This window comes from Terrisporobacter mayombei (assembly GCF_020748465.1).
Classification (GTDB): domain Bacteria; phylum Bacillota; class Clostridia; order Peptostreptococcales; family Peptostreptococcaceae; genus Terrisporobacter; species Terrisporobacter mayombei.
Map to the genome: position 1 here is coordinate 1 of NZ_JAHZMP010000005.1, position 25,560 is coordinate 25,560.

Sequence of the window (25,560 nt, forward strand, 5' to 3'; positions counted from 1 at the left end):
CTTTCTATAAATAGTTTTAAATCCTCTTCTCTTGTTTGATTTAGCAAGAATTTTTTAATAGGGACTTGTGCCTTTTCTACTGCTTCCTCAAATTTTATTTCTTCATTCATATATGGCTTAATAGCCTCATTATTTATTGAGTTTATTGTAGGAGCCATAATAAAAATTGTTAATGACAATGCTATTCCAATTAATATTTGATTTGGAATAGATTGCGTAGCACCTAGAGCCGATTTAATAAATGAAAATGTAATAATGATTCTTATAAAACTCGTCATCATAAACACAATTGTCGGTAGAAACATCATAAGCGTTAAAACAATAAATAGTTCTATTAAAGGAGTAAGTTCTTGTTGATTATTTGAAATTATTTGTGTTAGTTCGTTCATTTTTTATCCCCTTTAATCTAAATTTTTTTATGTCTTTTAATTTTAAATCTATATTATTTCTACTATTATTTTTAACCTCTTCTTGTTTTCTTTCTATTTCTTCTATTTGATGACTTGTAAGTTCTTTTATTGTATCTGTTTTAGTAGGTGATGAGACTATAACACAGCCTTCATCACCTACTTTTAGAACATACACTTCGGTGTCTTTATTTAAGTTTGTTCTTTCTAAAACCTTTACGTATTTGTTTTTTGCTAATCCATTAATGCTTGACTTGCTAAGTCTTATAGTTATTATTATTAAAGCAATGGTAAAAGGTACAAATACTATTAAATTTATAATGTATTTTAGTATATTGTCCATTTTATTTCTCCTTTTGCTGTTCCTTAACTATTAATATGTCAACTCTTCTATTTATCGTTCGATTTTTTGTAGAATTATTCTCTACTAACGGCTTGTACTCACCGTATCCTTTAACTGCAAATCTTGTTGGATCTAATTTTTTCACTGAAACAAAATACTTTACAACACTAACAGCTCTTGCAGTTGATAATTCCCAGTTCGATTGAAACTCTTTGTTAAACATAGGAATATCATCTGTATTTCCTTCAATTAATACATCATTTGGTAGATCCTTAACAATTTTTGTAACCATATTTAATACATTTTGACTTTTCTTCTTCAAATCTGCTTTACCAGGGTCAAATAGTATTGTTTCATCTAATTGAAGTACAACCCCTCTATCTTCCTCTCTAACTTTAATAACGTCAGTAAAGGAATTTGCTTCAATTGTTTTATTTAACTTTTTCACTAAATCTTCTTGTGTTTGCTCTATATTTTCTTTATCATTAGTAGCTATTTCATTAATATCTGATAGTTCTTCTACTTTAATATCACCTTTTAAAGATTTTTGCAGTGCATCTGATAATTCACTTAGTTTCTTAGAATCAATAGATGACATTGAATATAACAGTATAAAAAATGTAAGAAGGAGTGTTATTGTATCAGCATAAGTATCTAACCACGCATTAGGGTTAATATCATCACCTTTTTTTTTCTTACGCGACATCTCCATCTACCTCACTATCGTCAACTTCTCTTTTAAAGTAATTTTTCTTTTCTGAATTACTTAAATATGTTAATAATTTTTCTTCAATAATTCTTGAACTTTCACCATTTTGAATGCTTCCTATTCCACAAATCATCATTTCCATAAGCTGAACTTCTTTTTCACACTTAATTTGTATATTATATCCTATTGGATTAAGGACAGTATTTGCAAGTATTGAACCGTAAAAAGTTGTTATTAACGCTTTCGCCATTCCCGATGATATAGCAGTTGCATCATTAAGTCCTCCTGCAAGCATTTGTATAAGACCAATTAGCGTACCAACCATTCCCATTGCTGGAGCAAAAGAACCCCATAGTTTAAATATTTTAGAACTATTTTCATATTTACTTTCAAATATATTAATTTGATTTTCTAGTATTTCTTCTATGCTTTCTGTATCTAAACCATCAATAACAAGCTCTAATCCATTTTTCATAAATTCATTTTCTATCTCTTCAACATCATCTTCAATTGATAGTAGGCCGCCTTTTCTAGCTTTTCTAGATAATTCTTTAAACTGACTAACTAAATCTACCTTATTAGTTCTATTTATCTGCATCGCTACTTTTATTGATGCTGGAATCTGTTTTAAATCATCAAATGAAAATGTAATTAGCACTGCAGCTAATGAGCCTCCTACTGTTATAATAAAGGATGGCATATCTATAAATGCCGCTACTCCTGCTTTATCTTGTCCAATTCCAAAGATTAGCACAGCTAATACAAATAAAAAACCAATAGGAGTTAATATGTCTGGCTTTTTCATGTCTTACCCCCCTCTGTTTTCTATCTTTTTAGATTAATAATTTCTTGTAATAACTCATCACTAGTAGTTATAACCTTACTTGCTGCCTGAAAGGCTCTTGTTGTCACTATCATCTCTGTAAATTCTTCTGATAAATCAACATTTGACATTTCTATGGCACCTTGTTTTACATTCCCGTAAGCTGCATTTACAATAGGATCTCCAGAGTTAGCTGATACTCCATAAAGGTTACTACTTAATGCTTCAAGACCTTCTGGATTTTGAAATATTGCTATACCTAGTTTTTGAGCTGCATTTCCTGCTTCTGGATATTTACTCCCGTCTGCCAAAAGATATGATACTTCTCCCTCACTTGATATGTTATAAGACAATACTTTTTGACCATTTTGTTCTTTAGGTATTTGAATAGGTTTTTTATCAGTTCCAACTACTTTATATCCATCAGCTGTAACTAAATTACCATCTTTGTCAATGTTAAAAGATCCATCTCTAGTGTATGCATATTGATTTTGACCAATTTGAATAGTAAAATATCCATCTCCATCAATAGCTAAATCAGCACTTCTACCAGTTGGTTGTATATTTCCTTGTATTGTATTTTTAAACATACCACTTACTTTAGTTCCTATACCTACTTGTCCTGGACTTACTCCACCAACTATAGTTCCTGGTGAACTACCAAATATTAAAGTTTGATATAATGCATCACTAAATCTAACATTACTTTTCTTAAATGCTGTAGTTCCTACGTTTGCAACATTGTTACCAACTACGTCCATCTTAGTTTGATTTGCCTTCATACCACTTATTCCTGAATACATCGATCTTAGCATTTAAATTATTCCCCCTTATTATCTTCTTCTACATTTGTATTAGTGCCCTTTACTTTAGTAAGTGCTCCATATTCAACTTCTACCAATTCTCCACTCTCGAAATCTCTTACATTCATATATACAACTCCATCTTTTATATGAACACTTTCAACTTTTCCTGACATTGTCTTTGTAGTATCATATCCTTCTTCTGTAGGAGGATATACTTCAACATCTTTTCCTATTAATGCTGATGCCGAACCCATTGCTGAATTTACCAAAAGCCCATTTGTCATTCCTATTAAGTACTCCATACTATCATTAAGAGCCATAGTTTGTTCTAACATATTAAATTGTGCTAACTGAGTTACATACTGAGTTGGATCTTGAGTGTTAAATGGATCTTGGTTTGTCATCTGAGCTACTAGTAATTTTAGAAATAAATCTTTATCTGTCTTATCACCTGAGTCAACAACCTTTGTCCCCTTTTCAGTTACTGTACTATTTCTACTTACACCTGTTATATCACTCATTTACTACTCCCTTAAATTAAAATATTTATATTATCTTCCATTTCAACTTCTTCAATGTCCTCTAACGATTCATCTACTGATCTGATATTTTTTTTGCTACCATGTTGACTTCTCTTATTATTTCTTTCAAATTCTTGATTCAAATTTGATGAGAAGCTATTTTGAGTATTTCCTTTCATTTCAACTGATATCTCTTTTACATTAATATTTAAATCTTTTAGATGTTTTGCAATCTCACTTTGATTTTCATTAACTAAATTGAAGACGTCACTTTTACTTATTACAATTGCAACACTAGCTTCCTCATGATTATTAATAAGTTTAATAGTCATATCACCTAATTCTCTTGGACTTATCTTAATTGTTATTTCTTCTTGCCCACTAGATTTTAAATATTTAACAGTTTTAATTATGTCTTCTCCAATATATTCTTGTCTAATTGTTGGAATTTCTTGTCGTGAAGTAACATTTGTCGAATTTATATCTTTATTAGTTAGTTGATTATTATTTAAAATAAAATTGTTATCATTATCTCCATTTAAAATGTTCTCTAAGGTATTTAGTTCTTTATCAATTTCTTCATTAAATTCATTATTTCTAATCAAGTTAAGTTTATCTGTTGTATTGCTAGTTTCCAGTTGACTAAATTCTTCATTATTAACTATTTCTTCATTATTAACTATTTTTTCATTAATTCTATTTTCACTGTTCTCTAATTCACCATCATCTAATTTATTTATTTGAGGTAATTCATTATTATTTTCTATTTTGTTATCTGAGATAATATTATCTAATTTTTTTAATAATTCAATTTCTTTATCACTTAGCTCAATTCCAATATTTTCATTATTTATTATTTCAAACTCATTTTCAAAGTTTTTTTTCAAGTTACTTAATATTTCAAGCTCTTCACTACTTAGTAGGTTCGTGTTAATCTCATGACCATTTGATATTATATTAAGTTCTGTTTCATTGATGTTGTTGAAAATACTATTTGAACTTTCCACATTATCTGAGCCAGTATGAACTTTCTCCATATGCTGTGAATTTTCTTGATTATTAAATAATTTTAGATTATTTAGTAAGTTCAAAATCAAGTTATAATCTATATCCTCCGATTTATCACTATCTTCAAATATTCCTTCTAATACGTTATCAAATATTCCTTGTTCTGTTTCCCCTGAGATATTTTCACTATTTCCTTGGAAATAATTAATAATATCTGCTACACTTGTTGATAAACTTAAATTAAATTCCATATTTACCACCTTTTTGTGAAACATTTACATTATTTCGTATATATGCATAGAGAGCAAACTCATCATTTCTAATTTGTTCTATTCTTGCTTCTTCTTTTCTTACTCTCTCTATTTCTTTTTCTTTAAGAATTTCTAATGATTTTCTTTTTATCTGCTTTTTTATTAGGTCATTTTGAGCTTCAATGACTTTTTTTTCTTCCTCTTTAAGTTTCTCATCTGTAAACTTTATAGACTGTGTAAGAGTAGCTAAATAGTTTATTGTAACCTTTTGTGAGATTACATCATCAGCTCTAGTAATATCCGAATATTTTTTATAATTTTCTTCAAGTCTTTCCAAATTTTTTTCTACTATTATTTTTTCATTTTGAGCCTGAGTGTATTTTAACTTGCTTTCATCTTCCTCTTTTATATTTATGTCTAATAGCTTTTCTAGTTTGAACTTAAATTTTTTCAACTAAACTACTCTCCTTTAGGAAAACATATTTATCAATGAATTTTTACTGTCTTCAAATAATGTGTTCTCATTTACATTTTGTTTTAAAAAATTATTAACAGAATCAATATATTCAATTGACATATCAATATTTTTATTAGACCCTTCTTTATAGGCTCCAATATTTATTAAATCTTCTGCATCTTTATAAGTTGCAAGTATATCTCTCGCATAAGATGCAGCTTGATTATGCTTGTCATCCGAAATCTCTTTCATAAGTCTACTTACACTATTTAATATATCTATTGCTGGATAATGATTCTTGTGGGCCAATGTTCTTGATAAAACTATATGTCCATCCAGTATACCTCTTACAGTATCTGCAATAGGTTCATTTAAATCGTCACCATCTACTAAAACTGTATAAAACGCTGTTATGGATCCCTTGTCTGAAGTTCCTGTTCTCTCCATCAATTTTGGTAACATAGCAAACACAGAAGGGGTATATCCCTTTTGTGCTGGTGGTTCTCCTATAGCTAGTCCCACTTCTCTTTGTGCCATTGCAAATCTAGTAACAGAATCCATCATAAGTATTACTTTTTTCCCTTGATCTCTGAAATACTCAGCAATAGCCGTTGCAGTTAAAGCTCCTTTTAGTCGTACTAAAGGTGATTTATCAGAAGTAGCACACACTACTACTGATTTTTTCATTCCTTCTTCGCCTAAATCTCTTTCTATGAAGTCGAGAACTTCTCTTCCTCTTTCTCCAACTAGAGCAATTACATTTACATCAGCTTCTGCTGTTCTTGCTATCATTCCTAAAGTTGTACTTTTACCTACTCCACTTCCAGCAAATATTCCTATACGTTGTCCCTCACCACAAGTTAAAAAACCATCAATAGCTCTTATTCCTGTTGGCATTATATTTGTGATTCTCGGTCTTTTCATAGGATCTGGTGGCTCATTGAGCAAACTGTATCTTTCTCCTGATATGATTGTTTCTTCATCAATGGGGTTTCCTAATCCATCTAAAACTTTCCCTAAAAGATCGTCACTACATCTTACACTTAATGGTATTCCTTGAGCTACAACTCTACATCCTGGACCTATTCCTGCTAACTCTCCAAGTGGCATCAGTATAACATCTCCATCCTTAAATCCAACAACTTCACAGTTAATTGTGTCATTTCTATTATTATAAACATGACACAATTCACCTACAAAGCATTTAACCCCTTCAACCTCTAGTGTAAGCCCTATGATTTTTTTTACTTTTCCCTCACATATTACTGAAGGAATATCTTTAATTTTTTTTACAAGTTTTTCAAACTCTATATCAATCATAGTAACTCCTCTTTTATCTTTCCTACTACTCCGTCAATTCCTACTATTAAGCTTCCGTTGACATTATCTATAATTGCATTACCAGCTTCAATAGACTCATCTCCTAGAACAAAAACATCTCCACTAATCTTATAAGATTCTTTTAGCGCTAATACTTGTTTATCTAAACTTTCTTTATATGTAGGATTGACTTTTATAACAAAGTTTTCTTTAAGTTCATATTCTTCAATTACATTTCCTATTAAATTATCCATTGCTGAAATATCTTCAAATTTTTCTTTTAATACTTGCTCTGCTATGCTAATACTTATGTTTAAGATATTATTTCTATTTTCTTTCATATAGTTTGATATTTCATTATTTGCTTGGATTAAAATGTTGTTAGCGTTTTCAATTATTTTATTTGCTTGTTCTTTGGCTTTCTCAACGTACTCTTCATAAACTTCTTTGTATCCATCTTCATATCCATTTTTTAGCCCTTGTTTATGTCCTTCTTCGTATGCTCTTTTTTCTATATTGCAAACTTCTTCTTTGCTTTGTTCTATAATTTTTTGTCCCTCTGTTTGCGCATCTTGGATAATTTGATCACCCTGCTCTTTTGCTTCATTCAATTTCAACTCTATCTCTTCTTTGATTTGTGACATTTCATTTTCTCTTTTCATATCAAATTCATCACTTTCAATTCCAAAGTTAGACTTATTTGAGTTGACTTTTATTTTTCTTTTGCCAAGTATCTCTACTTCTTCTGATTTAATAATATTACACAATAAATTCATCATCTGAGCCTCTAGTTAAATTTATTTCTCCCATATCTTCAAGACGTCTAATAGTATTCACTATATTTTGCTGAGCTTCTTCCACTTGAGATATTTTTACCTTTCCTAATAAATCAATTTCTTCCCTAAGAGCTTGAGATGCTCTATGAGATTGATTTTTAAATATAGTTTCTGAAACATCTTTAGAAGCACCTTTAAGAGCAAAGGCAATATCCTTAACATTAATTTCTTTAAGTATTCTTTGAATTGCAATATTTTCAAGTCTAACAATATCTTCGAATATGAACATATTAGATTTAATTTCTTCTGCCAATTCATCATTTCTATCTTCTATATACTTAATAATACTTTTTTCTGTTTTTCTATCAACATTCCCAAGTATATTTACAAGGCTATCTACTCCACCACTGCTTTCTATTTCTCTTTGGCCTAGATTAGCTAGTTTCTTTTCAACAGCTTTATCTATTGCTTTTATAACATTTGGTGAAATAGAAGATGCTGAACCTATCTTTAAAGATACTTCATTCTTAACCTTTTCGGGAAGTTCGGCTAAGATTACAGCTGCTTTATCAGGTTGAATATGTGTTAAAATCACAGCTATAGTTTGAGTACTTTCTCCTTGTATACAAGCTAATATTTGTTCTGGTTCAGCTTTTCTTGCTCCCATAAACAATTTTGTATATGCATCATATTTGATTCCTTCAAGCAGCTTTCCAGCTCTCTGACTGCCTAATGCTCCATGAAGTAATGATGTAGCACTTTCTATACCACCTTCCATTACATATTCTTTACCTTTGTTTAGCTCAATAAATTCTTGTAATATTTCTCTTCTTTCTCTTGCGTTGATGGTATTTATATTTGCTATTTCTACTCCTATTTTTTGTATCTTCTTATCTGATAAATTTTTCAATACTTCAGTTGAAGCTTCTGGGCCTAAAGTCATCAATAATATTGCTGCTTTTCTTGCCCCTGTTACACGCCTTACCTTTGGTATATTACCTAAGTCAAAGGCATTTTCTGATTTATTAATTTCTGTATTCAAAATAAACTCACCCTTTTATACATTTAACCAACTATTTATTAAATCTGTAACCCTATCAGGATTTTCTGAAGCATATTTTCTTACTTCTTCTTCTAATGTAATATTTTCCTCTTCTTCTTCATTCTCTAATTTCGAAGAACCTTCCATTTCTTCTATTTTTCTATTAATTAGTTCTATTTCATCTACATCATCATAGTCTTCGTATTCTTCTTCTTTTTTCTTTTTAATTCTATTTATTATGAAGAAGGCAACTATGCCTGCTAAGGCTACTGCTAATAATATAAATCCTAATAATTTCATATTGTCACTTATGCCACTTTCCTTTGATGCTTCGTCGGCATTTGCACCAAAGTCCATTGCTACGACTTTTACATCGTCTCCTCTTTTTGCATCCATACCTATAGTATTTGCTACCATATCATTAACATTTCTAATCTGTGCAGCTGTAAGTGTTCCATCTATTGCAACAGATGCTGTTATTTTATTTAACTCACCTTGAGCTTTTGTGGTTTTTGTCTCTTTTCTTCCAGTATCATACTCAATACTTTCATCTTTACTTGATGTAATTCCATTATTACGACCTGAGACATTGTTCATATTATTGTCTACTGTACCGCCTGTATTTTTTTCTTCTGTAGTTTTGTTTTCACTTCTACTTTCCTTCATAACTACTGTTTTAGGGCTTATTGACGTCTCAGTTATCTCACTATTATCAAAGTTTAAATCTGCATTTACTGTGGCCTTAACCTTTCCTGCTCCAAATATAGGTTCTAGTAAACTAACAATTGATTTTTCTAGATTACGGCTTAGTTCTTTTTCTGCTTTCAGCGCAATATCTATTCCATTTGAATTTGAAGTATTTCCTTTATCATCAAATAACCCCTCTGATAACAAATTCATTTTTTGATCTACTACTTCCACATTTTGCTTTGGAATATTCGTACTACTTGCAGAAACTAATGACATAATGGATCTTATTTGTGATGGTTCTAGAGATTGACCTGCCTTCAAAGTTAATGCTACAGCTGCACTTCCAGGAGTTCCTTCATCTGAAAACACTGACTCTTGACCTTGGGTTATGTTAACTCTAACATCCTCTACCTGTTGAAAAGTTTTTATAGTCTTTTCTATCTCTCCTTGAACCATTCTTTGTTTCTTAATACTAAATTCTTCATCTGTAAGACCAAATGAAGAAGTTTCATCCATTAATTCAAATCCTTTTGATCCATTTGAAATACTTCCTGATAACTCAAGCCTTAACTTATCTACCTGTTCCTTTGGTACATAAATACTATCGCCTTCAACCTTCATCTCTACCCCTTGATTTTCAAGTTCTTTAGTGATTGAATTTGCATCATCTGATGTTAGACCTGAAAAGAGAAGTTGATATTTACTATCACTTATATACTTGGCTCCAAATATTAATGCCAGTATAACCGCTATAACCCCTACTACAATTGCTATTTTCTTTTCTTTTTTAAGTTCCTTAAATTGTTCCTTTTTCTTCTGAAAAATATCTTTTACTTTGCTTATAATTCCTTTAAATTCCATGTGTTTGCTCCTTATTTATAGGCTACAGTTGCACTCCACTTAATTCTTTGTATGCCTCAAATAATTTATTTCTTGTTTCTAACATAAGTTGCATTGATATTTGGGATTCCTGCATTGATAACATCACATCATGCATAGAAACATCTTCTCCCTTTATAAGGGCTTCTACCATATTGTTTGCTTCTACCTGAGTTCCATTAACTTTATTAATAGCTTGTGATATAACATCACCAAATTTAATTTTTGAGTCGTTAACTGGTTGTTTTTCATTTAAATTTTTGTTCGTATAATTGTTATCTATTATATTCGAAAATATATCAGAATTTATATTTATACTCTCAATACCTTGCATCTAATTCCCCCTTATTTTCCAATTTCTAAAGCTTTTGAAATCATATTTTTTTGTGCATTTAATGTATCTATATTTGATTCATATGATCTTGATGCTGATATTAAATCAGTCATTTCTACTAGCAAATCAACATTGGGATATTCTACATATCCCTCTTCATCTGCATCTGGATGACTTGGTTCATACACCCTATTCATAGGTGAATTGTCATCTTGTATTGATACAGTCTTTACCCCAAGCATTCCTAGTTTTTCATCGTAATTTTCTTCAAATGTAGCTATTTTACGTTTATAGGCATCTCCATCTCCAGTTCTTGTTGTTTTCACATTTGCTATATTAGAAGATACAACATCCATTCTCATACGCTCTGCTGATAAACCACTGGCACTGATTCTCATCCCACTAAAAATACTCATTTATTTACCTCCCCGAAATTATACTTTTTGTCATTGCAATTTTGGTATTAGTTAAACTGACTAAGGCATTATATTCTAGAGTTGTAGCAGCTTGATTTACTTTTTCATTTTCCAGATCTACATTATTTCCATCTTCCCTCATAGATGTATTTTTCTCTGTTTTTACTTCAATTTTGGCATCTTCTAATTTATTTGTTAACGTATCTTCAAAATTAACATATTTTCTCTCATAGCCTACAGTATTTATATTGGCGATGTTATTTGCGATTACCTTACTTCTCAACTCTGTCGCATCCAAGCCCATTTTCATCAAACTGTATATTTCCATATATACCTCCCTAATTTCCTAATTTGAACAACTGTCTTAATAGCGTTTTCAACTTATCTCCCCTAACATTGCATTTTTATGGATTTTCAAATGTAAATTTAATTAAATTCATAGCTTTATTTATGCACCCCACATAAATTTATTTTTGCATAAATGTGAATTTTTTACATTTTTTGCCATCACCTTTTCTATTATACACTTTTTCCTGTTATTTATTTTAAAAAAAATATATTTTTTCGACTTTTTTGCAACTTTTTACCGACATTTTTTTACATTTCAATCATTTTTCATTTATTTGTTTAAGTTTTTTGAAAATAATCAGTATTCTTTATATTAGTGCAGGTAATAAAAAAACTATCCCAAACAATAAGGATAGTCGCCATCGAAAATATAAAAAAAATCACATTAATATTATATAAGTATATATGGTATTTATATAACACTTATACAATTAATTAATAATTTTCATAATAACAAAGAATGTGAACTCTTTGGCAACTGGCTGGCATAGTAAATTTGTATTATTCATGATAATTAATTTTACCGTAGCCCCTTTAGCTTTGCGTCTTTGAATTTCTTCAAATTTGCCAATATATTACTTTTATGTTAAGAATATCATATTTTATATTCTTTTTCAACAATTTCTGCAAATGAGATAAGAATATATATTATTTCTTCAATTTATACAGTATAATGATAAAATTATACAATATAATAATAAAATGTTCTTATAATAAACGCTTATTATCTCTTTAAGAATATATAAATAGCTACATTATATTTCAGAATCAAATACTATATTTTTATATCTACAATAATTCCTGTATTTAAATCCCCACTTATACTTATAAAATTTAGTGGATTTGATATTATATTATCATCTATATTTGCTTCTACTTTCTTTTGTGTTAAGTCCAATTCATTCTTACTTTTTTCTACTAAATATTCAAGATTAACTAATTTTGATTTGTACTGTTCAAGTTTACTCTTAACATTATTTATTTTATCTAGAGCTAGACTTATCGCCTCAATTATATCTTCTGACTCTTTTAGTTCTGTTACTTCTGTTATATATTCGTTATTCAAACTATTTACTTCTTTTTGTATCTTATTTATTTTAACTTTCTCTTTTTCTTCTTTTCCCTTAGCTTTGCTTATAGTGCTTAGATAGTATGATTTTATTCGATTTAATGATTCTTCCATATTTTCTACTTTTTGCTGCTGAGTTTGAATTTCGGATACTTTTTCTTGAATATGTCTTTTATCCCTATTTACTATACTGGCTTTATTTTTTAGGTTGTTATACATGTCATTGTTGCTTGTTTTTGATTCTTTTCTTATCACTTTAGTTGACTTTATCTCGTCATTGTGTTCTTTTATAATTTTATTGACATTATTATCAATATCTAGTTCTTTAATTTCTTTTTTATCATATGTTTTTAAATATGCCTTCTCCCCTATTATAATCATAGTTTTCCCTCACTTTTATAAAACATTTATTAATTTATGTACTTGGTTATACACTTTACCATAATTTACCTAATATTTATTGTACGGTATATTTTTTATAAACTTTATGATTTATACATATCTTACAAATTAAGTAATTTATTAATAATTATTTATAACTTATATCTATATGTTTTTCTCTAAATTTTATTAATTAAACTCATATACTTATATTTACTATTTAGTTGGATTCCACCACATTTTGTTTTTCAAGTACCATTCTATTGTTTCTATTATTCCATCTTCAAATATATATCTAGGTTCCCATCCTAATTCATTTTTTAATTTGCTAGAATCTATTGCATACCTTAAATCATGCCCAGCTCTATCTTTCACATAAGTAATAAGCTCTTCAGATTTACCTAACCTTTCTAATATACACTTTGCAACTTCCAAATTTGTTTTTTCATTGTTTCCGCCAATATTGTATACTTCTCCTATTCTTCCCTTATGCAAAATTAAATCTATTGCTTCACAATGATCATTTACATGTAACCAATCTCTTATATTTGCCCCACTACCATATATAGGCAATAGTTCATTATTTAAAACTTTTGTAATACTTAAAGGTATAAGTTTTTCACAGTTCTGATATGGCCCATAATTATTAGAACATCTAGAAATTGTTGTATGCATATTATACGTCTTATTATATGAGTTTACTATAAAGTCTGCTGACGCTTTAGACGCAGAATATGGAGAGCTGGGATTCAACGATGTATTTTCTGTAAATAGCAATTCCTTTTTATCTAATGGTAATTGACCATAAACTTCGTCAGTAGATACTTGATGATATCTCTCTATACCATATATTCTACATGCTTCTAATAAAACTTGTGTTCCTACTATATTAGTTTGCATGAATATACTTGGATAGCTTATGGAGTTATCTACATGTGACTCTGCAGCAAAATTTACAACCATTTCAAATTTTTCTTTTTCAAATAATTTTAGTATAAATTCTCTATCACTTATATCTCCTCTTATAAATTCATAATTTTTTTTACCTTCTAACTCCTTTAAATTATTAAGGTTACCAGCATAGGTTAATAAATCTAAATTGACTATATTATAATCATCATATTTATTTATCATATATCTAATAAAATTACTACCTATAAAACCTGCTCCACCTGTTATTAAAATTTTTTTCATTTTTACTCCTTATATACTTTTATAATTCTTGTTTTTTTATATAAATCACAGTTTGATTTTTCTTTTTATGACATTCTAGTTATAAAAATACTAAACTTATTATATAAAATAACAAGTTTAGTATTTTTTAATATTTTGTTAAATCAACTAAATATTTGCCGTATTCAGTTTTCATTAGAGGTTTAGCTAGCTCTAACAATTGGCATTCATCTATATACCCTTTTCTATATGAAATCTCTTCTATACAAGATATATATAATCCTTGCCTAGTTTGTATTGCTTCTACAAAATTAGATGCTTCTAGTAAGCCACGATGTGTACCCGTATCAAACCACGCTGTTCCTCTACCTAATATTTTAACATTCAGTTTATTTCTTTTTAAATACTCTTCATTTATAGATGTTATTTCTAACTCTCCTCTTTGTGAAGGTAGTATATTTTTTGCTATTTCTATTACATCATTATCAAAAAAATATAACCCTGGAATAGCATAATTAGATTTAGGTGACTCTGGCTTTTCTATTACTGATAACACATTATAGTTCTTATCAAATTCCACAACTCCAAAATCTTGAGGATTATTCACATGATAACCGAATATAGTAGCCCCTTTACTATCCACTGCTTTTTGTAATACGCCACTAAGCCCTGCTCCATAAAATATATTATCTCCTAATACTAATGCAACTTTACTGCTACCTATAAATTCCTTTGCTATTATAAATGCCTCAGCAATTCCTCTTGGGTTTTGTTGAATTTTATATTTAATACTTATACCCAGATTACTACCGTCTCCAAATACACCTTTAAATAAATCTATGTCATTAGGTGTTGAAATGATTAATATATCTTTTATACCAGCTAACATTAATACTGATAATGGATAATATATCATTGGTTTATCATACACTGGCAATAGTTGTTTTGATATTGCCAGTGTCAAAGGATATAACCTAGTCCCTGATCCTCCAGCCAATATAATTCCCTTCATTTCTTTTTCTCCTGTAAAATAATTTTAAATGTATAGTTATTAATTGAGTCACTAAACAATTAAGTCACATAATTCAATATATCTTTTAGATAAACGTAAAAGAATTTCTTTCTACTTTATATTTATCCATTATTCATATCTCCATTTGACTTAGCTTATCTAATAAAATTAGATTGAAATATATATCCACATGTGCATCCTGGACATTCTCTTTTTATCATTTTTTCAATATTTTTTGAGTATTTTTCCCCTCTTAAGATGTGTATTACCTCATCTTTTCTTATATTACCTATAGGTTCCAATGCCCAACATCCACTATAGACGTCTCCATTACTTCCAATATATAAATCTGTATATCCCAGAGGACATTCACCTATTATTGGCTCTTTTTTAAGGTATTTATTTATATACTTTATTGAATTATCAGTTAATAATACTGGTTTATTGCTTAATTTCCATTCATTCAAATTATGTATAATTTCGTCCATATTTTTACAAGATATTGCATATTCATCTTTAGGTGTATTTTCAAAAATAGGAATAGAATCATCTGGTAATTCTATGTATAATTTGAAATTCAATTTTTCACAATATTTAATCATATCCTCTATAACATTGACTGTTTCATTTGTAAATAACATACCAACTTTAACATAAATATCCTTGTAGTTCGATATACTACTTAGTATACTTAAGGCTCTTCTAATATTCTTTTCACTTTCTTTAACACCTGTAAACTGAGTGTGATTACCTATACCATGATATGATATGGTAAATCGATTTACACCATTTTCAATTAATTTCAGTGCATCTTCTTCTTTTGTTATAAACGTTCCATTTGTTGTTATTGACACATTTTCACAATATTTTTTAGCAAAAGATACAATTTCTAGTATATCTTTTCTTAATGTGGGTTCTCCTCCTGTAAAAGCTATATTAGAAATGTTACTTTCATTACATACAGTTGATATAGTATCAAAAATTTCCTGTGTTGTGAGTTCCATCTCATCTTTAATATTATAGCTATTACACATTTTACATCTTTGGTTGCATTTTTTAGTTAGCTGTATATTTAATCTACACATGCTTAATTCGTTTAAGTTCATATTACACCTCCATACTAATACATCTGCTCTTTCTGATACTATAAATACTACTTCTTTTAATTATTTCTACTATCTTATCTATATCCATATTCTTCAAGCTATCATATAATGGTAAACATAATATTCTTTCTGATATATCTTCTGAATTAGGCATTACTTCATTACAATGAATATAGTTCAATTTATTTAATGATGGATAAAAGTACCTTCTAGGAAATATGTCCTCGTTGTTCATATTTTTTAGAGTTGTTAGCATCGTTTCACTATCTTTAAATACTATAGGCAAATAAGAGTAGTTTATATGTGAACTTTTATTTAGTTCTTGAAAACTTATTAAATCAATATTCTCTAATTTTTTTATGTAATATTCATATTTTTCTTTTCTTCTACTTGAAATTTTATCTATATCAGATAGTACACATAACCCCATTGCGGCCTGGAATTCATTCATTTTAGCATTTATTCCAATTTCTTCTATATAACCATTTGCACAAAATCCAAAGTTTATCATTCTCTTAGCTTTTTCATACAATTCATCGTTATTTATAATCAAAGCTCCACCTTCTATGGTGTGAAATAATTTTGTGCTATGAAAACTTATAGTTGATATATCTCCATAATTTAGTATACTTTTACTTTTATACTTCACTCCAAAACAATGAGAGGCATCATAAATAACTTTAAGATTATGCTTTTTAGCTATCTCCTCTATTTGCTCTACATCACATGCATTTCCAAATACATGTACTGGTACTATGCCCGTTGTATATTCAGTTATCTTTTTCTCTATCCTATTAGCATCAATATTATAGTCATTTTTATTTATATCTACAAAAACTGGTTTTAATCCTTGCCAAACCATTGAACTAGTAGTTGCTACAAAGGAGAATGGTGTTGTTATTACCTCATTTTCTAAACCTAAAAGCTTGTATGCAATATTAAGAGCTACAGTTCCATTTGATACTAATACTATGTTTTTTACGCCTAAATACTCTTTTAGTTTTAATTCCAACTTTCTAACCAAGTCTCCATTATTGGTAAGCCAACCGGTTTCATAGATTTTATCTATATAATCCTTATATTGATTTATATCTGGTAAATAAGTTTTTGTAACAGGTATCATCCTTTATCTCCTATATGTTATTACTTAATATAAATATGGGTCTTTTATAAAATTCGCTATTATTATATACTTTATATTCTTCTAAGTAAGCATTAAACAACTCTACATCGTATTTATTAAATTCACCAATATTTATCCCATATTCCAATAATGATTTATATTCCTTATCCCTATTAGTCGCATATGATATATCTATAATTTTCCATCCTGTTTCTTGTATTAAATCAATTTGATAGTCAAACATTTTTTTTATTTCACTTGGGCTTATTATTGGTTTTAACTTATTTCCACCATGATTATATCCCATCTGAAAAATCAATATCTTGCATTTATTTTTTAATTTTTCTAAATATTGATTAGCATATTGTTTAAAATTCAAATTACTAACATCTAAATTAACATCAAAATCTACACCTGCATGGTGTATTACATTTAAAAACATGTATATATCTACTTCACTTAAATAATCTATCCCTTTTAAATCTACACCTTTATTAATAATTTGTATATTTTCGAGATTAAAATTTTCCTTTATTGTATTTATAAATTCTACATGATTGTTATTTATTTCATATGATATGACTTTTTTGTCCTTCATTTCATTTGCCAAAGATAAAGAGAAGTAGCCAGTATTAGCTCCTATATCTCCAATTGAAGTAAAGTCTATATTTTTTAATTTATCATATATATAAGTTAATCTTGATGTATCACCTCTCCAGTTTTCATCCAACTGTACTTTGTATTCTATTCTATCTGATACAAATTTAGGTATATTTTGATATACGCTATGCTTTGAACCGTCCTCATAAAGTTCTTTCAACTCTTCTAAATTCATTTTTTCTCCTCATTTATTTCTATATTATATATTCCCTTTGTATCAACCCTATTATATACATCATATTTTCTATATTTAATTTTATCATTTTCTAAAAATTCACCATGATAAACCAAACTTCTATTTTCTCTTGCTAACTTTTCTATTCCACCTTCCCAAAAATACATTGCATCATAATTAATATCTTCTTCATATATATTTAAATCAAAACCTAAATCTTTTATAAATAATTCAAATAAATTTATATTTGCATCTACAAATAATTGCGAAGGTCCCCATAATCTAGGATTAGCTTCTATCATATAAAATTTATCATCATATTTTTTTAGTTCTATCATTACTAAACCTTTATATGATATATTGTTAAATAAATTTATAAATTTATTGCTTATATTATATAAATGTATCTTGGAAGCTTTAGCTGCAATTATAGATTTTCCTCTATCTTGTTGAAGTATATTTTGCTGTGAAAAAGATAGTACTTTTCCATTTTTCGAGAAATAATATAATAAGTAATATGACTCACCTTTTATAAATTCTTGAATATATACATCTTTTAAATTATTATTTTGTAAAAATAATTTAAGTTGTGACTCTTTTTCTATTATTACAGGTGATATTATTTTTTTATTTGTACAAAAATATTCTTTTGGCTTAATAACTACTGGAAAATTTTTAATAGATTCACTATATATCTCTTTAGGTACATGTATTCTATTCTTTCTACACATTTCTCCAAAACTATATTTATCAGATATTAAATTATATAATTTACTTTCAACTAATGGTATTTCAAATCCCATATCTTCCAGTATAATTTTATTTTCCAATATAAATCTGTTTATATACTCTGAACTAGGTAGAATCGTCATCTTCTCATAATCTTTAATTGTCATTCTTATTTTTTTTAATAATTCCAAGTCAAAAGTACTATCTTTTCTTTTATACACAACTTGCCTTTTGTATACAGTATGTTGTATCGTATCATCGTAAGAGCTTACTAATTTATAAGGTATATTATATTTTTCGCATACTCTGCAGAAAGAAATTATTGATCTTTGATTATATCCAGAAAAAATAAGTATACATTTTTTATTTACTTTCATAGTTTATCCTTTTCCTTAACCTATTTATTTCTACTGAACTGTCATACTTAAAATTCAATACCCTTACCTGCCACATATAATTTTATTTTTTCTTCATTACTTAACTTGTTGTAAAATTTTTTAAACGTTCCACTTGTAATCTTATCAAGTCTTCCATTTTGCAAAAGTATGCCACATACGTAAAATATTACATCCTTAAGATTCTTATCTTTTCTGATTTGTATTTCTTCACTATACTTATAATCTGTGTATTCATTTATGCTATCTAACATTTTAGATACTCTACTAAAATGTTTTATTCTATCTTTAGAAAAGTACACTCTATTAGACCATGACCCAGGTACACCAACTCTATATGTAGCCATACTCTCATCCATGTAGTAGACCTCTCCATTAATTGCAAGGAAAATTTGCAATGGATAATCTCCTACAGGAGCATCAAAATACCAATCAGGAGGATTATCCATTAGTCTCTTGCGATATACAATAGAATTTGTTCCTATAAACATACCCCCTCCTGCTATAAATTCTCTTGAGTCTATACGAGAATTGGAGTTCTTAGGTCTAATTATATTCATTATCTCTTCACTATTTTCATCAATTATGTCTACTGCATGAGTACATAATGAACAATTTGCATTGGATTCCATATACTCTATCTGTTTTTGTAATTTATATGGATCTGTCCAATAATCATCTCCCTCACATAAAGCTATATATTTCCCTTTAGCTCTCTTGTGATTAAATGTATAATTTATTATAGTTACTCCCTTTGACCATTGATTTTCTTTTTGTAATAACGGCTTGATTATATTAGGATATTTTTTATGATATTTTTTTATAATTTCTGGCGTTGAATCTGTTGATGCATCATCATGTATTAATATTTCATATTTAAAATTCGTTTTTTGCATAAGAAAACTCTGTATCGTTTGTTCTATGTATTTTTCATGGTTATATGTTATACAACTAATGCTTACCATTATTTCATCTGCCATTATTCTCATCCCCAACTATTGTATTTTTCGTAATATAACCTTCCAAACATTCATATATGTCTTTAAATATTTCTTGATTATACCAATCAATTTCAATGTCTTCTATACATTTCCTAAATTGTTCATAGGCATCATAATACATTTTATAATTCTCATTACCTACAGCATACATTAAACATGCAGTGTTTCGATTAACTAATGGTGACGTGGATAAATTAATGTCATTCTTTAATATTTGAGTATATTTTTCTAAAGCCACATCATATCTTTTTAATTCAAAATTATAAAAAGCCAATTTATAATCCACATTATTGTTAAACATAGATTCTACAAGCTTGTAATTTTTAATCATCATATTTGTAATAAAGTCAATCAATTCATACTCCCCTATAGAATTTAGATAAACCAACTCACACCTATACACATCTTCATAATAATCACTATTTATAGCTACAGATATTAAATTGTTGTAGTCCTTAATTCTACTTAACAACGTTATGTATAATTGGTATATTTCTTCAGTATTATATTTTTCATAAATCTTACTTACAATTTCTACACAATTCTTTATATTATCATTTTCCGTAGCTATCAAATATAATTCTTTCGTATATTGATCTTCTATATTTTCCAAATAGTTTTTCATATTATCATTGATTAACTTACTATCAAATTTATAATAATTTTTTGATATATAATCTAATGTACATTTTCCTGTGTCTTTATTGTCTACTAAACATACATTTTCTCTTTGCTCTATTATCTTTTTACAGTTATAAATGTTTATATCTCTAGCCATTATCAAATATGCACTATCACAAGCTTCCTTTTCAATAAACATGTCTATACCATGATTTGAATAGTTACTTTTATCTACATAATAGTTTTTGCTTGGAAAATATAATATTTTAACTTGGTCCTTCAAATTGTTTACTATAGATGATTTTCTTATGTCACTATATAATATTATAGGATTTTCATTTGTTTTTATTAAATACTTTAATATATCTTTTATTCTAGTAGAGTTAACTTCATAAATCTTTATCCCATCTTTTTTGTATATTTTTTCAGATGTAATATCTTTATTTTCAACTATTTTTATTATACTATTTTCGCTATTGCTCAGTTCTTTTAGTATAACCTTATCTTCATCTAAAACAATTATAGAGTATGTGTTAGAGTTAAATTCTTTTCTCATATGTTTTACTACTTTACAAACTTCATTTTTTAAACTTTCATCATCTGTATTTAATATACATTTTTCATAATAGTATATAGCTTGCTTGCTATCTCCTAAAAGCGTATATAAGTATGCCATATTATATAACAAATCCACATTTAAGCTATCTAATTCTAATCCTCTTTGGAAGTTTTTCAAGGCTTGTTTTAAATTATTTTCTTTTATACTAATTATTCCTGCCATTGAATATATGCTAACATTGCATATATCATAATTTTTATATATGTCCAGTAGTTTTTTAGCTTCATCTATACAATCATTTTCTATTAAAGTTTGTATTTTTACTTTCAGGTCTTTACTATAAAATTGTGTATCTAAGTAATTCCAAATTCTTTCACTTGCTCCACCATCTAAATATTTATGATAAACCTTTCTTAATTCACTTCTTTTTTCTAAATAATAGTCTTTATTCTTTAAACTTTTGTAAATCTCTTCAAATAATTCTTCTTCACTTTGAACTTTAGGACCAGCAGTCCAAAAATCATATGGTTGTAAAGCAAGACCTTTATTTTTCGAAAATTCATCGATGTCAGTATTTATAAATACTGTAGGTTTATTCATAAATAAGAAATCTCCATATATAGATGAATAATCAGTCAATAGCAAATCTCCTGAGTTCAATATTTCATATAAGTCTAAATTATTTTTCCCTAAGTCTTCATTTGAAATAGTATATATATTTTTAAATCTATCAGATCTATTCTTGCATAAAGTTTTTTCTTCTCCATGGTGAACTTTTAGTATGCATATATAATTATTCTCACCTAAAAACTCATCAAATTTATCATAATTAAATTCTTTAATTTTAATAAAACTATTTAAATCTTTATCTCCATCAACTCTTCCACTATTTTCATGAACTGTAAAGGTAGGCATATTAAAGATTACTTTTTTATTATCCAGTTTTATATTTAATATTTTTTCCAAATTTTTTCTTCCGTTACTATTCAATAAAAAATCCGTTCTTGGAATACCTGATATAAAAAATTTATCCTTTGTAACATGAGTAAATGATGCAAATAAAGTCATATCTAAGGCCGAACTAACGCAATAAGTATCTACATTTTTGTATTCGTTAGGCATAAAAGCAAATCCAGGTATATTATCCATTACACCACATGATTTAAAAGGTACCGCTCCATGGCCAACTTCTATATTGTGCATTAATTCAGGGCAAGGATAATATAAGAATAATCCATGTCCTGATACACTATATTTAGCCATAAGAGGTACTATTGCCATGTTTCTTATATTAAGGTCATCACTACCTCTCATCAATAAAGTATTAAATTTGCATTTCATCTTTTGAGGCATATTTTTGTATAGTGCATATACATTTGAATCACTTTCATTAAGATAATGAAAAGCTATAGTAGAATCTCTATCAATATTTTTTATCTCATCAAATGTTTTTTCTTCTATTTTTACTAAATATAACTCTTTTGAATATTTAATAATTACAGAAAAACTTGATAAATCATATTTAATTAAAGTATTAATAGCTTTTATGTAATTTTTGTTCAAAGGTACTATTATACTAATGTCTCCATCTCCTAAGGAACATTCTTCTAAATTTATTAAATGAACATATTCGTCATTAAACATTACCATATCATCCACTAAATAACATAAATTCTCTTTTTTATTTGATAAAATATCTTGTATATAATTTATATTTTCCCTGCTTTGCAATAAGTCTAAGTCATTCAATATATTATTTATCATTATTTCAGAAAGAGAATCCTTAACCTCATAAAGCATTTTTTTATACTTATCACATAAATCTTGATTTTGTAAATAATCAGATAATGTTATAGCACTAGATATCGCATACGTATTTTTGTTATTTAAATTTATCGCTTTTTCACAGCAAATCAACGCTGTATCATATTCTGATATAAGTATGCAAAGCTCTGCTCTTAATGTCCAGTATGTTGAATTATTTTCATATTCTTTTTCACACTTCATTATTAAGTTAAATGCATCTTCTATATTGCGTTTCTTTAAGTATGTATGTATTTTTTTTAACATTTAAACTTCTCCTACCCATTCTTAAGCATTTACTTTAGTCTATTAAAAACTTAATTTTTACCCTTTGTCTTTATATATCAAATTAGCTTAGGCTTTCTTGTAATAATTTAATTTTTTCTTTAGCTTCTAAAATCAAACTCTCATCTTCACTGATATCCATTATTTTATTGTAAAACATTATAGCTTCTTTATTTTCATGTTTTACCTCTTTCAAATACGCTATATTGAAAATCGTATTTATATTTGTGAAATTTAAAATAAATGATTTTTTCAATAATTTTTCTGCTTCTTTATAATTATTATTTAATAAACATACAATAGACTTCATGTTTATTATCTCAATATCTTCTGAATACATATTTTCATATTCATTTATCATAATTAATGCATCCTTTATATTTCCTGCATTTATACTATTTTCTATAAGTAATTTATACTGTATCTTAAGTTTTTTTATTTGTTCACTTTCATTAATATCTTTAATAAACTTATCAATAAGAATTTCTATTGCTTTTTTATATTTTTCATTATCTAAAATCAGTTTTTTTATTTTTTTTATATATTTTAATGGTTCTTTATCTTTTAACTTTTGTACTAAATTAATTTTAACTACAAATTCATCATCTTTATCTTTTAATAAGCATATAATTTCTTCATCTGATAAATTTGGATTATATACTTGTTTTATAAAATTATATCTATATGTTATATACATATAAAATATTTTTTCGTATTTATCATTAGCAAAACCTTTATCAATCAATAAAACTTCAGATATACAACTACATATATTAAGTTTATGTAAATTCAATGTATTAGGTACTTTTAGTAAAAATTCATATAACTTTGGTAAGCAGTCTCGTTTATTCTCAATTATATAGTTAAAATAACCTTTCATATACGAATAACTTACATTTTGCAATAATTCTAATATATTTAAACTATTTTTAATAGCATAATAAATAATTTCACCATAATATGATTGCTTTCCATCTAATAACAATCTATTTAAGGTTTTTACTGTGAATTTTTCTCCTAACCTTGTTTTATTTAATAAGCCATAGTCATTATCTATATTTGATAGTACTTTATATATTTCACTTTTATCACTTTCTTTTGTTTTTAATATCATACTTTCCAGACTAATCTCTATATATTTAGTATCTACCATTGATGATATCTTCTTATTATATATTTCTAATATTTCACTTACTTTATTTGCCTTATATAAGCTTTCAAATAGAATATCATATACATCTTTCATTTCTTCAAAATCCATATTTTTATATTTTTCAATTACTTGTTCATATCGTCCTAAATAATAATAATTTTTAAGTATATTCATTTGTGCATATTCTTTTAATCCGACTGTAATTCCATCAGCATATATACTATTTGCTTGTGTTGATATATCATAGTTATCTACTAAATATATATATCTTTCATAGCAATTTAAACTTTCTTCATATTTATATAAGAAACTTTGACTAAGTGCCAAGAAATAATATATATCTATATTTTTATCATCTTTTTTTTGTAAATATTCTATACAAATTTTTTCACACTTATCAAATTGTTTTAATTCAACATAAAATTTGGCTAAGTTGGAGTAAATATATGATGGTATGTTTTTACATTCTTCATATAAATTCATAGATTTTTCCATATAATACAATGCTTCTTCTTTTTTGTTTATTGCCATAAAATTTTTACCTAATTGAAAATTTATATAAGGATCATCAGGATTCTTTTTCAACTCTTGTAATAAAATGTTTTCATTTCTTTTAAGTTTCTTATGTTTAAATTCCTCATCCACATATAAATAACCATAATGATTAAATACTGCTATATTATTATATATAGGTTCTTTATACATAGGTTGTTCATGTATCGCACCCTCATACCTAAAACCTTTTCTTTTAAATAACCTTAGATTTGCAGATTTACTATAAGATTTCCCATCTTCTGAGTTTATATTTTTTAACTCTACGGATGCTGAGTTATATTTTTGATGTAAATCTGTTTTAAAAAAATTAATCATTTTTTCATATTCTATTAGTTCTTCATCTGCATCTATAATAAGTAACCATTCACCATTAGCATAACTTATTGATTTATTTCTCATATCAGCAAAGTCATTATTCCATGTTTCAAAATAAACTTTATCTGTATATAACTTAGCTATTTCCACACTTTTATCTATAGAGCCTGTATCTAGTATTATTAATTCACTTTCAACTTTTTCTCTTATCTTATTTAATGCCTTTAATGTATTATCTAAAAATTTTTCTTCATTTTTCATCATCAATACTATACTTAGTAACATATTTATCACCCTTTTAAATTTATTAAATAT

General features: G+C 27.2%; 24 protein-coding genes, 1 pseudogene and 1 riboswitch. All 25 genes and pseudogenes read right to left on the reverse strand.

Translation table 11 applies throughout. The annotated features are described in order from the left end of the window. Positions 1-389: pseudogene (locus K0039_RS14960) on the reverse strand (flagellar type III secretion system pore protein FliP); the annotation flags it as partial. Next, on the reverse strand, positions 358-750 hold the full coding sequence (locus K0039_RS14965) for a flagellar biosynthetic protein FliO (protein ID WP_228105877.1): 393 nt from the start codon (positions 748-750) through the stop codon (positions 358-360). The pseudogene K0039_RS14960 and the gene K0039_RS14965, both read right to left, overlap by 32 nt. Position 751: 1 nt before the next feature. Further along, on the reverse strand, positions 752-1,456 hold the full coding sequence (locus K0039_RS14970; protein WP_228105878.1) for a flagellar motor protein MotB: 705 nt from the start codon (positions 1,454-1,456) through the stop codon (positions 752-754). Next, entirely contained in the window at positions 1,446-2,264 is an 819-nt protein-coding gene (locus tag K0039_RS14975; protein ID WP_228105879.1) for a motility protein A, read from the reverse strand. Before K0039_RS14975 ends, K0039_RS14970 begins: the two co-directional genes overlap by 11 nt. 20 nt (positions 2,265-2,284) lie before the next feature. Next, complete coding sequence (locus tag K0039_RS14980) at positions 2,285-3,097, reverse strand: flagellar hook-basal body protein (protein WP_228105880.1); 813 nt, start codon at positions 3,095-3,097, stop codon at positions 2,285-2,287. Between the two features lie 5 nt (positions 3,098-3,102). Beyond that, the gene (locus K0039_RS14985; protein WP_228105881.1) at positions 3,103-3,609 is read right to left on the reverse strand and encodes a flagellar hook assembly protein FlgD; all 507 of its coding nucleotides are present in this window, start codon (positions 3,607-3,609) and stop codon (positions 3,103-3,105) included. 11 nt (positions 3,610-3,620) lie between these two features. Beyond that, positions 3,621-4,868, reverse strand: coding sequence for a flagellar hook-length control protein FliK (locus K0039_RS14990; RefSeq protein ID WP_228105882.1), 1,248 nt, complete (start codon positions 4,866-4,868; stop codon positions 3,621-3,623). Beyond that, a complete protein-coding gene (gene fliJ, locus K0039_RS14995; RefSeq protein WP_228105883.1) occupies positions 4,858-5,322 on the reverse strand; it encodes a flagellar export protein FliJ in 465 nt (154 codons plus the stop codon). Before fliJ ends, K0039_RS14990 begins: the two co-directional genes overlap by 11 nt. A gap of 15 nt (positions 5,323-5,337) precedes the next feature. Beyond that, positions 5,338-6,645: a flagellar protein export ATPase FliI gene (gene fliI / locus K0039_RS15000; RefSeq protein WP_228105884.1), complete on the reverse strand. Its 1,308-nt coding sequence runs from the start codon at positions 6,643-6,645 to the stop codon at positions 5,338-5,340. Then, positions 6,642-7,424 (reverse strand): FliH/SctL family protein, encoded by a 783-nt coding sequence (locus tag K0039_RS15005; protein WP_228105885.1) that lies wholly within the window; start codon positions 7,422-7,424, stop codon positions 6,642-6,644. Before K0039_RS15005 ends, fliI begins: the two co-directional genes overlap by 4 nt. Beyond that, complete coding sequence (fliG, locus tag K0039_RS15010) at positions 7,405-8,463, reverse strand: flagellar motor switch protein FliG (RefSeq protein ID WP_083399354.1); 1,059 nt, start codon at positions 8,461-8,463, stop codon at positions 7,405-7,407. The genes K0039_RS15005 and fliG overlap by 20 nt, the downstream gene beginning before the upstream one ends. Positions 8,464-8,478: 15 nt before the next feature. Continuing rightward, entirely contained in the window at positions 8,479-10,014 is a 1,536-nt protein-coding gene (gene fliF, locus K0039_RS15015; RefSeq protein WP_228105886.1) for a flagellar basal-body MS-ring/collar protein FliF, read from the reverse strand. A 22-nt stretch (positions 10,015-10,036) separates the two neighbouring features. Then, positions 10,037-10,366, reverse strand: coding sequence for a flagellar hook-basal body complex protein FliE (gene fliE, locus K0039_RS15020; protein WP_228105887.1), 330 nt, complete (start codon positions 10,364-10,366; stop codon positions 10,037-10,039). An 11-nt stretch (positions 10,367-10,377) separates the two neighbouring features. Next, positions 10,378-10,782, reverse strand: a complete 405-nt coding sequence (gene flgC, locus K0039_RS15025) for a flagellar basal body rod protein FlgC (protein WP_228105888.1) — start codon at positions 10,780-10,782, stop codon at positions 10,378-10,380. A 4-nt stretch (positions 10,783-10,786) separates the two neighbouring features. Beyond that, the gene (locus K0039_RS15030) at positions 10,787-11,110 is read right to left on the reverse strand and encodes a flagellar basal body protein (protein WP_228105889.1); all 324 of its coding nucleotides are present in this window, start codon (positions 11,108-11,110) and stop codon (positions 10,787-10,789) included. Between the two features lie 490 nt (positions 11,111-11,600). Further along, positions 11,601-11,709, reverse strand: a riboswitch (cyclic di-GMP riboswitch). Between the two features lie 196 nt (positions 11,710-11,905). Continuing rightward, on the reverse strand, positions 11,906-12,580 hold the full coding sequence (locus tag K0039_RS15035) for a hypothetical protein (RefSeq protein ID WP_228105890.1): 675 nt from the start codon (positions 12,578-12,580) through the stop codon (positions 11,906-11,908). Positions 12,581-12,796: 216 nt separating this feature from the next. Continuing rightward, positions 12,797-13,774 carry a dTDP-glucose 4,6-dehydratase gene (gene rfbB, locus K0039_RS15040; RefSeq protein WP_228105891.1) on the reverse strand — a complete coding sequence of 326 codons (978 nt, stop codon included), beginning with the start codon at positions 13,772-13,774 and terminating at the stop codon, positions 12,797-12,799. 127 nt (positions 13,775-13,901) lie between these two features. Beyond that, positions 13,902-14,765, reverse strand: coding sequence for a glucose-1-phosphate thymidylyltransferase RfbA (rfbA, locus tag K0039_RS15045; RefSeq protein ID WP_228105892.1), 864 nt, complete (start codon positions 14,763-14,765; stop codon positions 13,902-13,904). A gap of 155 nt (positions 14,766-14,920) precedes the next feature. Next, complete coding sequence (locus K0039_RS15050; protein WP_228105893.1) at positions 14,921-15,871, reverse strand: radical SAM protein; 951 nt, start codon at positions 15,869-15,871, stop codon at positions 14,921-14,923. Position 15,872: 1 nt separating this feature from the next. Next, on the reverse strand, positions 15,873-16,994 hold the full coding sequence (locus K0039_RS15055) for a DegT/DnrJ/EryC1/StrS family aminotransferase (RefSeq protein WP_228105894.1): 1,122 nt from the start codon (positions 16,992-16,994) through the stop codon (positions 15,873-15,875). A gap of 10 nt (positions 16,995-17,004) precedes the next feature. Beyond that, on the reverse strand, positions 17,005-17,829 hold the full coding sequence (locus tag K0039_RS15060; RefSeq protein WP_228105895.1) for a class I SAM-dependent methyltransferase: 825 nt from the start codon (positions 17,827-17,829) through the stop codon (positions 17,005-17,007). Next, entirely contained in the window at positions 17,826-18,935 is a 1,110-nt protein-coding gene (locus K0039_RS15065; RefSeq protein WP_228105896.1) for an ATP-grasp domain-containing protein, read from the reverse strand. Before K0039_RS15065 ends, K0039_RS15060 begins: the two co-directional genes overlap by 4 nt. A 47-nt stretch (positions 18,936-18,982) precedes the next feature. Further along, a complete protein-coding gene (locus K0039_RS15070; RefSeq protein ID WP_228105897.1) occupies positions 18,983-19,933 on the reverse strand; it encodes a glycosyltransferase in 951 nt (316 codons plus the stop codon). Then, positions 19,923-23,204, reverse strand: coding sequence for a CDP-glycerol glycerophosphotransferase family protein (locus K0039_RS15075; RefSeq protein WP_228105898.1), 3,282 nt, complete (start codon positions 23,202-23,204; stop codon positions 19,923-19,925). The genes K0039_RS15070 and K0039_RS15075 overlap by 11 nt, the downstream gene beginning before the upstream one ends. A gap of 82 nt (positions 23,205-23,286) precedes the next feature. Continuing rightward, a complete protein-coding gene (locus tag K0039_RS15080; RefSeq protein WP_228105899.1) occupies positions 23,287-25,530 on the reverse strand; it encodes a glycosyltransferase in 2,244 nt (747 codons plus the stop codon). Between the last annotated feature and the right edge of the window lie 30 nt (positions 25,531-25,560).